This window comes from Streptomyces sp. NPDC033216 (genome assembly GCF_055577115.1).
Genome location: NZ_JBVIQK010000001.1, coordinates 590,613 through 604,690 on the forward strand (window position 1 = coordinate 590,613; position 14,078 = coordinate 604,690).

Genomic DNA, 14,078 nt, shown 5'->3' on the forward strand with positions numbered 1-14,078 from the left:
ACCCCGACGGGACCGGACCTCGTCCGGCCTGGCCCCGGCCGGACCGGAATCGACGAGGCAGGGTCCCGGCGGGGCTGGGTCCCCGCCGGACCGGCGTCGACGAGACCGCATCCCGGCGGGGCTCGGTCCTGGCGCGCTAGGCCTCGACGAGGCTGGGCCCCGACGATCCGGGCAGGGGCCAGGCGTACGGCCCCTCCGGGTCGTCCAGCCACGCCCACATCTGCTCGCGGCCGACGGTGACGCCGTACCGGTCCCGTCCGGGTCTGCCCTCGCGCTCCCACAGCGCGTACGCCTCCTGAGGGTCGAGGGTGCCGCGGGTGAGGGCCAGCAGGAAGCGGAACAGGTCGCTCTCCCTGGCCCGCGACGGCACTCCACCGAGGGCGACCGGCTCCGGCGCGGGCCGGTCGGTGCCGCGCAGCGGGACGAAGTAGGCGGGCGTGTGCAGGAAGTGGCCCTCTGCCTGCCCGGCCCGTCCCACCGTCAGCACGAGGAGTCCGGTGGCGAGGGGCGTCAGGACACGGGCACCGGGACGGCACTGGTCGATCCAGGTCCGCGGGACCGACGCCAGCTCGCAGGTCGCGACGACACGGTCGAAGGGGGCGCGTTCGGGAACCCCGCGGGCGCCGTCGCCGGTGACGACGGCCGGCTGGTATCCGGCGACGGCGAGATGCCGCCGAGCCGACTCGGTGATCTCCGGATCGACGTCCACGGTGGTGACCCGCTCGTCCCCGAGCCGGTACGACAGCAACGCCGCGTTGTATCCCGTGCCGGCGCCGATCTCCAGCACCCGGTCCCCGTCCCGCACCCGCAGCTCGGCCAGCATCTCGGCCATCAGCGAGGGCTGACTGCTGGAGGAGAGCAGTTCCCCGTCCCGCAGCCGGGTGGCCAGCGGCACATCCTCGTACGCCCCGCGCACCCAGCGCTCACGGGCCCGAGGATCAGGAGTGTCACCCCACCGCCGCTCGTATCCGCGCACGCCGGCGACGTAGTAGTACGGCACGAAGAGATGCCGCGGTACGACGGCGAAGGCCTGCCGCCAGGCCGGATCGGCGGCGAACGCCCCGCTCGTCTCGATCTCCCGCACCAGCGCCGCCCGCTCGGAGGCGACCAGCTGCTCCCACTCCCTGCCGAGCGCACGCGTTGCCATACGTCCATGCGTTGCCATACGTCCACTGTGCGGCGCGGGGGCCTGCGCGGCGAGTATCCGTGCTCCCATGGCGGGACGTTCCGGGCCTGGAGCCCTTGCGCCGGGAGGTCCTACGCCTGGAGTCCTCGGTCTCGGGGTCTGAGACCATGGGGAGCGTGAAAGAGATCCGGCGCGGAACGCTTCAGGAGCAGACCTTCTACGAGCAGGTCGGCGGGGAGGACACCTTCCGCCGGCTGGTCCACCGTTTCTACGCGGGGGTCGCCGAGGACCCGCTCCTGCGGCCCATGTACCCCGAGGAGGACCTGGGCCCGGCCGAGGAGCGGCTCACGCTGTTCCTGATCCAGTACTGGGGCGGCCCCACGACGTACAGCGAGAACCGCGGCCACCCCCGTCTGCGGATGCGGCACGCGCCCTTCACGGTGAACCGGGCCGCGCACGACGCCTGGCTGAAGCACATGCGGGACGCGGTGGACGAGCTGGGGCTGTCCGAGGAGCACGAACAGACGCTGTGGAACTACCTGACGTACGCGGCGGCGTCCATGCTCAACACCCCGGAATGACCCGGCGTACGGCCGCCCGCGGTGGCGTGCGGCCGCTCAGCGCACGCTGAGGCCCAGGCCGCCGGTTCCTGCGCGCCGTACCGCGACCGAGCCGTACGGCGTGCGCAGCCGCAGCCACGCCCCCGAGGAGTACAGCGCGGTGTCCGGGGCCGCGGTGGCCGGCCGCAGGAAGCCCAGCGACTGAGCCGCGTGCACGGCCCGCACCGGCAGGCCGGTGTCCCCGACCGTCCGGGACCAGATCTCCCGCCCGATCCGGTCGAGTTCACCGCGGGTACGGCCCTCGGCCGGCAGTTCCTCCGTACGGCGGCGGAACTCGGCGACCGCCGCGCCGACCATCGCGCGCAGCGCGTCCGGCGCCGGAAGGCCGTCCTGCGGCTGCCAGCCGCCGCGGGGCGGCAGGACACCCGCCCAGGGCGGCCCGGTCACCGCGGCGGGCACGGCGGCCGTGGCCACCGTCTCGTCGACGCTCTCCAGCAGCTCCCCCGCGGACACGGTCGCGTCCAGGGTGACGTCGAGACCGTTCTCGTACGGCTTCGCCAGCCGGACCGCCCGGATCGCGAGGACCTCGAAGGACGGCGGCCGTCCGAAGGCGGCCAGCGCGGTGCCGGCCGCCTGAAGCCGGACCGCCGCCGAACGGTCGTAGTGGAGCAGCCGGGAGAGGAAGGCCGCGAGATCCGCCGCCTCTCCCTCGTCGGCGAGGTGGAGCACCGTCATGCGGCGACGGCCTCCTTGTCGTCGTCCCGGTACTCCTCGAGGAACTCACGCTCCTCGTCGGTGAGCCGCCGCGGTCGCTGCGCCGCGAAGTCGAACGGCACGATCACCGTCGAGGCGCTGACGTAGACCACGTCGCCGTCCTTCACCTCGTACGCGATGGTGAAGGACGCCGCGCGTACCCGCGTGATCCACAGCTCGATGTCGACCGGCGTGTGCCGGTGGACGAGCTGCCGCTTGTAGTCGATCTCGTGGCGCGCCACCACGGACCCCTGCTTGAAGTCCTTCTCCGGGCGGAACAGGAAGTCGATACGGGCTTCCTCCAGGTAGCGGAGGAACACCACGTTGTTGACGTGGCCGTACGCGTCCATGTCCGCCCAGCGCAGCGGGCAGCGGTAGATGTGCCGCAAGATCAGCCCCGGGTCAGCTTCTTGTAGGTGGCGCGGTGCGGGCGGGCCGCGTCCGGACCGAGTCGCTCGATCTTGTTCTTCTCGTACGACTCGTAGTTGCCCTCGAACCAGAACCACTTGGAGTCGCCCTCGTAGGCGAGGATGTGCGTGGCGACCCGGTCGAGGAACCACCGGTCGTGGGAGACGACCACGGCCGCACCCGGGAACTCCAGCAGCGCGTTCTCGAGGGAGGACAGGGTCTCCACGTCGAGGTCGTTCGTCGGCTCGTCGAGCAGCAGCAGGTTGCCGCCCTGCTTGAGGGTGAGCGCGAGGTTCAGGCGGTTGCGTTCACCGCCGGAGAGGACGCCGGCCGGCTTCTGCTGGTCCGGGCCCTTGAAGCCGAAGGCGGAGACATAGGCGCGCGAGGGCATCTCGACCTGGCCGACGTTGATGTAGTCGAGCCCGTCGGAGACGACCTCCCACAGCGACTTCTTCGCGTCGATGCTCTCGCGGCTCTGGTCGACGTACGAGATCTTGACGGTGTCGCCGACCCGGATCGAACCGGAGTCCGGCTCCTCCAGACCCTGGATCATCTTGAAGAGGGTGGTCTTGCCGGCGCCGTTCGGGCCGATCACGCCGACGATGCCGTTACGCGGCAGCGTGAAGGAGAGGTCGTCGATGAGGACCTTCTCGCCGAAGGCCTTGCTGAGGTTGGTGACCTCGACGACGACACTGCCCAGACGCGGGCCCGGCGGGATCTGGATCTCCTCGAAGTCCAGCTTCCGCATCTTGTCGGCCTCGGCGGCCATCTCCTCGTAGCGCGCCAGACGCGCCTTGGACTTGGCCTGACGCCCCTTGGCGTTCGACCGCACCCACTCCAGCTCCTCCTTGAGACGCTTCTGCCGCTTGGCGTCCTTCTGGCCCTCGACCTTGAGGCGGGAGGCCTTGGACTCCAGGTAGGTGGAGTAGTTGCCCTCGTAGCCGATGGCGCGGCCGCGGTCCAGCTCGAGGATCCAGCCGGCCACGTTGTCCAGGAAGTACCTGTCGTGGGTGACGGCGACGACGGTGCCGGCGTACTTCGCCAGGTGCTGCTCCAGCCACTGCACGGACTCGGCGTCCAGGTGGTTCGTGGGCTCGTCGAGCAGCAGCAGGTCGGGGGCCTCGATCAGCAGCTTGCACAGCGCGACGCGGCGCTTCTCACCACCGGAGAGGTTGGTGACCGGCCAGTCGCCGGGCGGGCAGCCCAGGGCGTCCATGGCCTGCTCCAGCTGGGCGTCCAGGTCCCAGGCGTTGGCGTGGTCCAGGTCGTCCTGGAGCTTGCCCATCTCCTCCATGAGCGCGTCCGAGTAGTCGGTCGCCATCAGCTCGGCGACCTCGTTGAAGCGCTTGAGCTTGCCCATGATCTCGGCGGCGCCGTCCTGCACGTTCTCCAGGACCGTCTTGGACTCGTCGAGCGGCGGCTCCTGGAGCAGCATGCCGACGGAGTAGCCGGGCGACAGGAAGGCGTCGCCGTTGGACGGCTGCTCCAGCCCGGCCATGATCTTGAGAACGGTGGACTTACCGGCACCGTTGGGACCGACCACACCGATCTTCGCGCCGGGCAGGAAGCTCAGCGTCACGTCGTCAAGGATGACCTTGTCGCCGTGCGCCTTACGCGTCTTGCGCATGGTGTAGATGTACTCAGCCAAGAGAAACCGTCCGGCAGCTTGAATTCTGGCAGTGGGCAGATACACCCCATCTTGCCTGACGGCTACCCCTCGAAGGAAACCCGTTCGGTCGGGGGTCCGTGACCTGGGGCTTCACGGTAGGCCGAGGTAGCTCCACTGTCAGCTCGACTGTCACCGCGGGTCGCCGTAGGTGGGCCTGGGGAAACCTCGGACGGCCGGGAAGAGGCCCGGGGCGGCCCGGAGACGGGTCCGGAGACGGGGCGGCCCGTGGGTGTCGCTCGCCTGCTGCGCCGGGCTATCGTGCCTCCGTGCCGAGCGCGGCGGAGCGCCCCCTTCTCTTCCTGGACGTCGACGGTCCCCTCATCCCGTTCGGGTCGCCGTCGGCCTGCCCAGCAGCCGCCACGGTCGGCGCCTCGATGCCTGTCGAGCAGGGGAACCCCCTGCTGGAGCGGCTCGACCCCGGGGTCGGGGCGCGTCTCACGGCTCTGGGCTGCCACCTCATATGGGCCTCGTCCTGGATGGCGGAGGCGAACGAGACGGTCGCCCCACGCATCGGACTGCCGAAACTGCCCGTGGTGGAGTGGCCGGACGTCTGCGCCGAAGAAGGCCCGCGCGGCCTGCACTGGAAGACCCGTCCTCTTGTCGAGCGGGCCGACGGCCGGCCGTTCATCTGGGTCGACGACGAGATCAGCGCGATGGACCGACAGTGGGTCAGCGTCGGCCACCCTGGGCCGGCGCTGCTCCATCGCGTCGATCCGACCAGAGGTCTCGGGGACGCCGACTTCGCCGCCCTGGCCGGTTGGCTCAGTGCCCTGGCGCCGAGGTGAGCCGCTGCGGGGATGCGACGTGAGCCCGCTCCGGCGGGTGTCGTCGACCGCTCCGGCGGCGGGGAGAGCATCGGCCCTGGGGTCAACCCGGCCGGCCGGGGCCGTGCCCGGCCACCGAGACGATGACGCGGGGGCTGCTCAGCCCCGCGCGTCGTTCTCCTTGCGACCCACGAGCACCAGGACCGTGCCGCCGATGACGACCAGGCCGATCGCGGTGCCGGCGATCAGGGGGGTGACGTCGGAGCTGCCCGTCTCGGCGAGGTCGGTGCCCGAGGAGGCGGTGCCACCCACCGTCGCCGGGCTCGGTTCGGCGAGCGTCTGGGTGGTCAGGCCGGTCTCGGCGGCTCTGGTCCGGCAGTCCAGGACACCGGTGAAGCGGCTCTGCGTGCCCTGCGGGCCGGTGATGGTGAAGTCGTAGGCCTGATCCTCCTGGAGGGGGATCGTCACCGTCTGGGAAGTACCGGCGGGGATGCTGTGGCGCACGCCCATCAGCTCGAAGGTGAAGGCCTGGTCGCCCTGGTTGGCCGCGGTGAGGTCGACGCCGCTCCTCGGGCAGTTCTTCGCCGCGGCGAGGGCCGGTATGGCGCCCGCCTCGGCCCAGGTCGCGGACGCCGCCGCGGAGACGGTCGACTCACTGGAGCCGGCCAGGATCTGGGTCTGGCTGCGACTCTCGGACGCGAAGGCACGGCCGACGGGGACGGTGGTGGAGGCCTGGACGGTCAGCTCGGCGGCACCGGCGGCGGTGTCGGCGGGCACGTCGAAGAACAGCTCGCTGCCGTCCTGCGCGGTGGTGACGGGCTTGCCGTCCTTGCCGACGATCCGGACGCCCGTGGTCGCGGCGTTCAGCGGCGGTGCCACCGTCACCGCGCCCGCGCTGGTCCGTACGGTGACCGGGCCGAGCAGTTCGCCGGGGTGGCCGGACACGGCGGGCCCGTCAAGGGTCAGGGAGGCGCGGGGCTCCGCCACGGCGCGGGCGGCCTTCTGGAGGTAGTCCGCGAGCCGTTCGGCCTGCGGGTCGACGGCGTCGACGTCCGCGCCGTCCGAGTAGCGCCAGATCGCCACCTGGGTGCCGGCCGCCGCGTCCTGCTCGGTGAGGCCCTCGGCGATACCGGCCTTCTTGGCCAGCGCGGCCAGGTCGTTGACCTGCGGGTAGGAGTTCTGGAGGATCCAACGGATGCGGCCCGCGTCCTTGTTGACGCCCAGTGACGTGCCGCTCCAGGGCGTCTCCTGGTACTTGGCGTCCTGCTGCGTGGGGTTGTGCAGGTCCACGCAGTAGGTCTGGAGGGTGCCGCCGCCCTCGACGGACATCTCGAACAGCCCGGCCGAGACCTCCTGGTCCCCGCTCTCGCCGTGCAGCACGGCGGCGCCGTACGTCTTGAGGCCGCCCATCGTCGCCGTCGCTCCGCCCTGGGTCCGCGCCGCGGTCTCGGCGACGGCCGTGCCCGCGGTGGCGAGGACGCCGACGGCGACAAGCCCGGACACCAGCGTCCCCGCCGCGAGGCGGAGCGCTCCCCGTCCGCGCGCGAACGGCGCGGAGAACGAAGAAATCACGTAATTCCCCTTCGAGCGAGACCCGTTGATGTGGGGGGCGGGTCCCACCAGCAGAATCAGAAGCCCCGTGAGCCACGTCCGGCATCCTAGAGAGGCGGGCGTACCGGCCTTCCCGGTCAGGTCGTCCGATGGGTGATCCGACTCGGAATCGTTATCCCCAAGATCACCCACCGGCCGGGCTTATCGACAAATCCACCGAATACTTCAGGAGGTATCCGCCGATAAGCCACCGACCGGTCAGACCGATACGTCGGCTGACTTCAGGTCACGGCCGCCGGCTCGCGTCGCCTGGACGACTTCGGCTTCGCCAAGTCCCCGGACGGGGTCTCCCAGTCGGGTTCCGGCGGCGGGGGTGCGCCGACCGTGGCGGCCGGCTCGGGCCTGGCCGCGCGGCGGAAGGCGGCGGTGCCGCGGGCGAGGTCGTGGCCGATCGACACGGCGTCGATGTCGGCCGACGTCCAGTTCTGTCCCTCGCGCGCTTCCGTGCGCACCTTCAGCCGGCCCTGCACGATCACCGCTTCGCCCACGTTCAGCGACGCGGCCACGTTCGTCGCCAGTTGGCGGTTGGCCCACACCGTGAAGAAGTTGGTGTGGCCGTCGGTCCAGGTGTTCTTCTCCCGGTCCCAGTAGCGCGAGGTCACCGCCAGCCGGAACCTCGCCGACGCTCCCGTCGACAGTTCCCGGTACACCGGCTGCGTCGCCACGTTCCCCACCGCGCAGACCATCGTCTCGTTCATCGAGAACCCCTCCCTCACCCGGCCGTCGTGCCGGGTGGTCACGCCTACGGGCCCGTCCCGTACGGCTCCGTCACCGGGGCGGGGGGGGGGGGGGGGGGGGGGGGGGAACAACACCACCCCCCCCCCCCCCCCCCCCCCCCCCCCCCCCGCCACCGTCGCCACGACCGCGTCCGCCGCGATCGCCGCGAAACCAGACTGCCTCCGCCGGGACGGGCCCGCCGAGCGCTGTGGATCACCACCCGCCTGTGGAGAAGTCCGTCACCCGAGAGAGGGATCCACGACACACCGGCCCCGGATCACCGCACGGCCCGCGCCCAGCCCCGCGCCCGGACTCGCGCCCGGACTCCCGCCCCCAAGCCCCTCCCTCATCTGGACAGCGCCTGCGCGCCCATCACCCGCCCGTACTGCTCCCGCACCTCCCGGTACCGCAGCAGCTCGGCGGCCACGGGGTCCAGGACCCTCGCTCGGCCACACCCGGCGGCCGCCTCCCGCAGGCGTCGTTCCGCGTCCTGGCCGTATCTGCGTGCCGGGCCGCGGGCCGCGATCCGGCAACTCCACTCCACCAACGGGCCGCCGATGATGCCCGCCAGCATCAGCAGCACCGGCACTCCCAGGTTCGGTGACATGACCCCGGCGATCTGGCCGACCAGCCACAGTCCACCGAGGACCTGGAGGACCGTCATCGACGCCTGCGCCAGGACAGCCACCGGCCACCAGCCCGGCCGCGGCGGGCGTCCCTCCGGCACCCCGGCCCGCGCGGTCAGCTGGTCCAGCGCCTCGGGCAGCCCCTGCGAGCCCCGTACGGCGGCCTCCCGCACCGCCTGCGCCCACGGCGCGGGCAGACCCGCCGAGGCGCGCTCCGACAGCGTGCGCACCGCCTGCTCCACGCGCTGACGCGCGGTGGCCTCCTCGTCGGCCTGCGAGCGGACCTGAACGCCGCCGGCCGGGGGTTCTCGGCGGTCCTGGTACCACCGCCACAACCTCAGCCACGGCGTCCCGCACGCACGGTTGGCGTTGCGCAGCCAGGCGCGTTCGGCGGCCTCACCGGCGGCTACGGCGCCCACGGCGTCCGCGAGCCGGGCGGCGAAGTCGTCCCGCGCCTCCTCGCTCAGACCGGTGCGCCGCTCCGTCGCGTAGACGGGCCGCAGCCGCCAACCGGCGGCGTCCACATCGGCCGAGATACGCCGCGCCGCGGCACCGCGTTCCCCGACGAACTGGCCCAGCAGCTCGCGCAGTTCCCCGATGCCGTCGCCGGTGAGCGCGGACAGCGCGAGGACGGTCGCGCCCGGTTCGCCGTACTCGCCGAGGGCGACGCCGTCCTCGTCGAGCAGCCGCCGCAGGTCGTCGAGGACCATCTCGGCGGCCTCGCCCGGCAGCCGGTCGACCTGGTTGAGGACGACGAACATGACCTCCGCGTGGCCCGCCATGGGCCGCAGATAGCGCTCGTGGAGTACGGCGTCGGCGTACTTCTCGGGGTCGACGACCCAGATGACGGCGTCCACGAGGGCCAGTACACGGTCGACCTGTTCGCGGTGTTCCACGGCGGCGGAGTCGTGGTCGGGCAGATCGACCAGGACGAGCCCGCGCAACTGGGCCTCCGCGTCAGCGCTCTGCACCGGCCGCCGGCGCAGCCGGCCCGGGATGCCGAGCCGGTCGAGCAGGCTCGCGGCGCCGTCGCTCCAACTGCACGCGATGGGAGCGGCGGTGGTGGGCCGGCGTACGCCCGTTTCCGAGATGGTCACCCCTGCGAGGGCGTTGAACAGCTGGGACTTGCCGCTGCCGGTGGCTCCCGCGATCGCCACGACGGTGTGCTGCCCGGAGAGCCTGCGCCGGGCCGCCGCCTCGTCGAGGACGCGGCCCGCCTCGGCGAGCGTCCTGCTGTCGAGCCGGGTACGGGAGAGCCCCACCAGTTCGCGCAACGCGTCGAGCCGCGAGCGCAGGTGGCCGTCGTAGGCGAGCGGGGCCGTGGGCCGGGAGCCGCCGGACCGGGCCTCCAGGGCGGCGGCGGCCTGTTCGGCGGCGGTGGCCTCGGTCACGCGACGCGCGATGAGACCGTCACCCCAGGGTTCACCGGAACCGGGGTTCTCCTGCGCGAGGTGACCGTCACCGTCCCTCCCGTGACCGTCACGACCGCGCGCGGGAGCTTCGGTCTCCGGCGGGCGTGCCGGACGGTCGGTGTCGGGCACGCGTCGGGGGCGTTCGACCTCCGCCCGCGCGGGGCGGCCCTCGTCCCTCGCACGCGCGTGCGCCTCACCCTCGGCCCTCGACCAACGACCCGAGGACTCACCGCCCTCCGACAGGCGGACCGGGCAGTTCCTGTCCCGCACTCCCGCGAGAGCGTGGCTCTCCCCCACAGCCGCACGCACCGCGCCTCCGGTCTTCGACCGGCCACCAGGGGGCTCGTCGGCCGCGCTCGCACGCGCGGGTCGGTCGTCTCCGTCGGCAGACGTGGAGGCGCTCTCGGCCGCCCCCGCGGGACGACCCCTTCCGCCCGCGCACGACGCGGCCGGCGCCCCCTCGCCCGCAGGGGCGGGACGCTCCCCCTCGCCCACACGCGTGGAACGTTCCCCCTCGCCCACCCGCGTGGAACGCTCCCTCTCGGCCCCGCGCGCGGGCTGCTTGTCCCCGGCCCCTTCCGGGGAGCGCTCCCCGTCCGCCACGCCCGCGGGATCCGCTCCTTCGGTCCCGTGAGCGCAGCGATCTACTTCGGCGTCACGCGCGCGACCGTCAGGGTGCGTCACGCCGACGTGATCCGCCTCGCCCCCCTGCCCGTCCTGGTCGCCCGCTCGGCCGTCTTCCTCTTCCCGACCGCCTGAGGAACCGTCTCCGCCCTCGCCGGCCCGGGCGTCCTGAGGGATCTCGCCGGGCCCCCACGCCTCCCCTCCGCCGCCCGTCCCGGGCTCCTTCACCCCCGACGGCCGCTCTTCCCGGCCGTCCTGCGCGCCCGGCTCCGACTCGCCGGGCTGATCCACCAGGCCTGCCCTGCCTCCCACGCCCTCCAGGTCCCGCTGACCCCGGTGATCGCCGTGCCCCCCTTTCCCGGCCTGCCCACGACGCTCCGCGTGTTCCCCGTGTCCCGCGGGGTCCGTGTGATCCGTGTGGTCCGTGTGGTCCTGGTTCGTGACGGCGGTCACCGGTCACCTCTCCTTCTGTAGTACGGACAGCGCGGCAATGAGTTCGGCCTGGGGTTCGACGTGTACGTCGAGTCCGTCGAGCGGGGCGAGCCGGCGCTCGCGTTCGTTGTGCATGACACGGTCGAGATGTTCGGCGAGCAGCCGCCCGCCCCGGTCGCGCAGCCGCAGCGCGCCATGGGCGCCGATGCGTTCGGCGAGTCCCTCGCCCGCCGACCGGGCCCTGCGGCCGCCGAGCAGGACGGTGGCGACGAGGGCCGCGACGAGTTCGGGGTCGGGTGCGGCACCGCGTTCGAGGCCGCGCACCTCGTCCTCGGCGTACTCCTCCAACTCGCGGCGCCAGCGCCGCACGGCCATGCCGATGCGGTGTTCGGCGGTCTCCAGGGAGGGGTCCCGGTCGAGCAGTTCCCTGGCGCCCGCGGCCGGCTCGCGACGCCAGGCCTCGTCGACGCGTTCGTCGGCCGCGGTGACGGCGCACAGCAGCAGCGCGGCCAGGCTCTCCGCGAGGGCGTCGAGCAACTCCCCGGCGGTGCAGTCCAGGGGGAAGGCCCGCCAACGCTTGAGGGCGTCACCGGCGAGCACGGCGCCGCTCTGCAACCGGCCCCGCACGCGCGCGTACTCGCTGTCGTACGCCCCGTCGACGGCCGAGGTCAGCCGCAGCGCGGCCGCGTACTGCGCGGCGGCGGCGCCGGCCAGTTCGGGCATCCGGGACTTGAGCGAGTCGAGGACGCCGTACGCCGTGCGGGCCATCACGTCGTGGCGGGCGGCGCGGTCCTGCGCGTGATGGATGAGCCAGGTGCGCAGCGGTGCCACCGCAGTGGCCGGGAGCAGCCCTCCGCCCCAGGCGGACTCGGGCAGTTCGGGCACGGTGAAACGCGGTACGTGGCCCAGGCCGGCCTTGGTGAGCAGGGCGCCGTACTGTCGGGACACCTCGGAGACGACCTGGTGGGGTACGCGGTCGAGGACGCTCACGAGCGTCGCGTTGTACTCCTTCGCGGTGCGCAGCAGGTGCCAGGGCACGGCGTCGGCGTACCGTGCGGCCGTGGTGACCATGACCCAGATGTCGGCGGCGCAGATGAGTTCGGCGGCCAGGACGCGGTTGTCGGCGACCAGGGAGTCGACGTCGGGTGCGTCGAGGAGGGCGAGGCCGGGCGGCAAGGTCTCCGCGGTCTCGATGCGCAACAGGCGTCTGCCGTCCTCGCCGGGCAACAACAGGTCGTCCGCCGACTCCTGATGGGGCACCCACACGCGCGTGAGGTCGGGCAGTACGCGCATGCCGCTGAACCAGTGATGGTCCTCCGGGTGGCACACCAGTACCGGCGTCCGGGTCGTCGGCCGCAACACGCCCGCCTCGCTGACCCGTCGCCCCACCAGGGAGTTGACGAGTGTCGACTTGCCGGCGCCGGTGGATCCGCCCACCACGGCCAGCAGAGGTGCCTCGGGCTGTCTCAGCCTGGGGACCAGATAGTCGTCGAGCTGGGCGAGGAGTTCGTCGCGGTTGGCACGCGCGCGTGGGGCCCCCGCCAGGGGCAGCGGAAAGCGCGCGGCGGCGACACGGTCGCGCAGGGCGGAAAGTGCGTCGAGCAGCTGGGGCCGTACGTCCAAGGTCACCACATGCGAAGAATGCCCAATTTCAGGGGATTTATGAAGCATATGGACATGTCTGCGCGCCGATGAGACAGAAGGGACGGAAGGGACGACCGGGACAGAGGCGCAACGCAGGCATAACGAGTGCACAACACCCGGCGCTCCAGGCGCCAAAAGCGATGCGGGATTCGCACCTGCCTGCGATTATCAGGACCGCTTCACCGAACCTCCACATCGAGTCACGGAGGCGAAGTGCTCAGGACAAGGAACCGGGAGCCCTATCCTTGTCCCCGGCAACGTCACGGATCAGCCCACACCCGGGCACCAGGTACGAGGCCACCACACCCGGCCCCCGTAGCTCAGTGGATAGAGCAGGCGCCTTCTAAGCGCTTGGCCGCAGGTTCGAGTCCTGCCGGGGGCGCAAGTCTCCGCCCTCCCTTTGGGAGGGCATTTTTGCTGGTCACGGCGTGTTTCACGCGCCACGACGAAGCCCCGGACACTTCCCCGACGATCAAGGGGAGGGTCCGGGGCTGTCCGGCTGTCACCGGGTTTTCGCGGGTGGCCCTGTCGAATACGTGTCGAAGTTCTCAGCGATTCTCGGTGAGAAGCCTCAGCCTCCGTCGGTCAGCTCGGGAAGATCCCCGGCGGCCTCCAGGCGCCTTTTCAGATCAGGCAGCTGCCCCTCGACGCAACGCGCGTAGGTGGCCAGCAGCACCGGCACGCTGTTCCCGGCCCATTCGGCCATCTGCGCGGGTGGAATCCCGTCATTGAGCCACTTCGTGAGGCGCGTGTGCCGGTTGTCGTACACCCGCCTCCCGGTGGGCGACTCGAAAACGTGCGGGGGCAGGACGGCCGGCCGGCGGCGGTCAGGTCGGCGGGGTCGCAGGTCATCGGTCGTTCCTTCCGGGTCAGGTGAGCTGGGCGGCGATGGCGTCGGCGAGGTGGGGCGGGACGCCGAGGCGGGCGCGCAGGGTGTCGGTGTCGATGGGGGCGCCGGTGCGGTCGCGGTAGTCGGCGGCGACCTTGCGGGCATGGTCGACGAGGACGGCGGGAACCGCGGGCGCCGGGGCGGCGGGCGGAAGCGCCGGCGGTTCCTCCACCGGGTCCGTGGCCGGGGTGGGCTTCGTGTCCGGCACGGGTTCGGGGTCCGGTGCGCTGTCGTCCGCGGGGTCGGGTTCCGGGGTCGGGGCGGGTGCCGGCGGATCCTGCGGCCGGTGTTCGGCGGAGTGGGCGAGGAGGGTGCCGCCGAGGAAGGCGAGGGCGGGCCATCCGGCGATGCCCAGGCGGAGCAGGGCGGGCGGGTCGGCCAGGTCGAGGAATCCGGCGGTGGCGACGTTGGCGCCGAGGGAGGCGAACAGGGCGATGAGGAACCAGCACCAGGCCAGCCGGGACGGCCCCTCGCTCCGGAGTCGTCGCCAGGCGGCGACCAGGAGCAGGTCCACCGAAACCGGGTAGGCCCAGGCCTTCCAGCCGTCCTGTCCGGCAGCGGCGGCCAGGTCGTGCAGGTGGGCGAAGGACAGGGCACCGGCGATGACGGCCTGGACCAGGACAGCGTCGACGCGCAGGCCGTGGCGGGCGGCCATCAGGACTCCTCACCGGTCGGCGGCTCGGGGAGCGAGGCGGCCAGACAGGGGCTGACGACATCGACGAAGTCGAGGTCAGCACCGAGGGTGTCGGCGTAGAGAGCGAGCTGGCCCAGGAGGAGCACGGTGCGGGCGAAGTCCTCGCAGTCGGGGCACATGACGTGGGTTCTCCCTTCATCAGGCATGGC

14 protein-coding genes and 1 tRNA gene are annotated in these 14,078 nt (G+C 72.3%); 4 read left to right on the forward strand and 11 right to left on the reverse strand.

Annotated elements, in window-relative coordinates; translation table 11 throughout:
* Positions 1-136 precede the first annotated feature (136 nt).
* Entirely contained in the window at positions 137-1,147 is a 1,011-nt protein-coding gene (locus ACZ5Y0_RS02500) for a methyltransferase domain-containing protein (RefSeq protein ID WP_469126786.1), read from the reverse strand.
* A gap of 146 nt (positions 1,148-1,293) precedes the next feature.
* Here ACZ5Y0_RS02500 and ACZ5Y0_RS02505 point away from each other — a divergent pair, with 146 nt between their 5' ends.
* Positions 1,294-1,707 (forward strand): globin, encoded by a 414-nt coding sequence (locus ACZ5Y0_RS02505; protein ID WP_469126787.1) that lies wholly within the window; start codon positions 1,294-1,296, stop codon positions 1,705-1,707.
* Between the two features lie 36 nt (positions 1,708-1,743).
* Here the strand turns inward: ACZ5Y0_RS02505 and ACZ5Y0_RS02510 are convergent, their stop codons facing one another.
* Genes ACZ5Y0_RS02510 through ettA form a run of 3 tightly spaced genes read right to left on the reverse strand, consistent with a single transcriptional unit; the run spans position 1,744 to position 4,495 of the window.
* Entirely contained in the window at positions 1,744-2,421 is a 678-nt protein-coding gene (locus ACZ5Y0_RS02510) for a DUF8185 domain-containing protein (protein WP_469126788.1), read from the reverse strand.
* A complete protein-coding gene (locus tag ACZ5Y0_RS02515) occupies positions 2,418-2,828 on the reverse strand; it encodes an acyl-CoA thioesterase (RefSeq protein WP_469126789.1) in 411 nt (136 codons plus the stop codon). Before ACZ5Y0_RS02515 ends, ACZ5Y0_RS02510 begins: the two co-directional genes overlap by 4 nt.
* A gap of 2 nt (positions 2,829-2,830) precedes the next feature.
* Positions 2,831-4,495 carry an energy-dependent translational throttle protein EttA gene (ettA, locus tag ACZ5Y0_RS02520; protein ID WP_467512868.1) on the reverse strand — a complete coding sequence of 555 codons (1,665 nt, stop codon included), beginning with the start codon at positions 4,493-4,495 and terminating at the stop codon, positions 2,831-2,833.
* Positions 4,496-4,782: 287 nt separating this feature from the next.
* Here ettA and ACZ5Y0_RS02525 point away from each other — a divergent pair, with 287 nt between their 5' ends.
* Positions 4,783-5,301 carry an HAD domain-containing protein gene (locus ACZ5Y0_RS02525; protein ID WP_469126790.1) on the forward strand — a complete coding sequence of 173 codons (519 nt, stop codon included), beginning with the start codon at positions 4,783-4,785 and terminating at the stop codon, positions 5,299-5,301.
* A gap of 138 nt (positions 5,302-5,439) precedes the next feature.
* Here ACZ5Y0_RS02525 and ACZ5Y0_RS02530 read toward each other — a convergent pair whose 3' ends face one another.
* The 3 genes from ACZ5Y0_RS02530 to ACZ5Y0_RS02540 form a co-directional block, all read right to left on the reverse strand.
* Entirely contained in the window at positions 5,440-6,852 is a 1,413-nt protein-coding gene (locus tag ACZ5Y0_RS02530) for a TQXA domain-containing protein (RefSeq protein ID WP_469126791.1), read from the reverse strand.
* 260 nt (positions 6,853-7,112) lie between these two features.
* Positions 7,113-7,589, reverse strand: a complete 477-nt coding sequence (locus ACZ5Y0_RS02535) for a single-stranded DNA-binding protein (RefSeq protein WP_469126792.1) — start codon at positions 7,587-7,589, stop codon at positions 7,113-7,115.
* A 365-nt stretch (positions 7,590-7,954) separates the two neighbouring features.
* A complete protein-coding gene (locus ACZ5Y0_RS02540) occupies positions 7,955-10,141 on the reverse strand; it encodes a YfjP family GTPase (RefSeq protein WP_469126954.1) in 2,187 nt (728 codons plus the stop codon).
* A gap of 135 nt (positions 10,142-10,276) precedes the next feature.
* Here ACZ5Y0_RS02540 and ACZ5Y0_RS02545 point away from each other — a divergent pair, with 135 nt between their 5' ends.
* Positions 10,277-10,405: a hypothetical protein gene (locus ACZ5Y0_RS02545; RefSeq protein WP_469126793.1), complete on the forward strand. Its 129-nt coding sequence runs from the start codon at positions 10,277-10,279 to the stop codon at positions 10,403-10,405.
* Positions 10,406-10,726: 321 nt separating this feature from the next.
* Here the strand turns inward: ACZ5Y0_RS02545 and ACZ5Y0_RS02550 are convergent, their stop codons facing one another.
* Positions 10,727-12,334 (reverse strand): dynamin family protein, encoded by a 1,608-nt coding sequence (locus ACZ5Y0_RS02550; protein WP_469126794.1) that lies wholly within the window; start codon positions 12,332-12,334, stop codon positions 10,727-10,729.
* A 321-nt stretch (positions 12,335-12,655) separates the two neighbouring features.
* Here ACZ5Y0_RS02550 and ACZ5Y0_RS02555 point away from each other — a divergent pair.
* A tRNA-Arg gene (locus tag ACZ5Y0_RS02555) sits at positions 12,656-12,728 on the forward strand.
* 189 nt (positions 12,729-12,917) lie between these two features.
* Here ACZ5Y0_RS02555 and ACZ5Y0_RS02560 read toward each other — a convergent pair.
* The 3 genes from ACZ5Y0_RS02560 to ACZ5Y0_RS02570 form a co-directional block, all read right to left on the reverse strand.
* Entirely contained in the window at positions 12,918-13,115 is a 198-nt protein-coding gene (locus tag ACZ5Y0_RS02560; protein WP_469126795.1) for a hypothetical protein, read from the reverse strand.
* 100 nt (positions 13,116-13,215) lie between these two features.
* Positions 13,216-13,890 carry a DUF2637 domain-containing protein gene (locus tag ACZ5Y0_RS02565; RefSeq protein ID WP_469126796.1) on the reverse strand — a complete coding sequence of 225 codons (675 nt, stop codon included), beginning with the start codon at positions 13,888-13,890 and terminating at the stop codon, positions 13,216-13,218.
* The gene (locus ACZ5Y0_RS02570; protein WP_469126797.1) at positions 13,890-14,048 is read right to left on the reverse strand and encodes a hypothetical protein; all 159 of its coding nucleotides are present in this window, start codon (positions 14,046-14,048) and stop codon (positions 13,890-13,892) included. Before ACZ5Y0_RS02570 ends, ACZ5Y0_RS02565 begins: the two co-directional genes overlap by 1 nt.
* Positions 14,049-14,078: the final 30 nt, after the last annotated feature.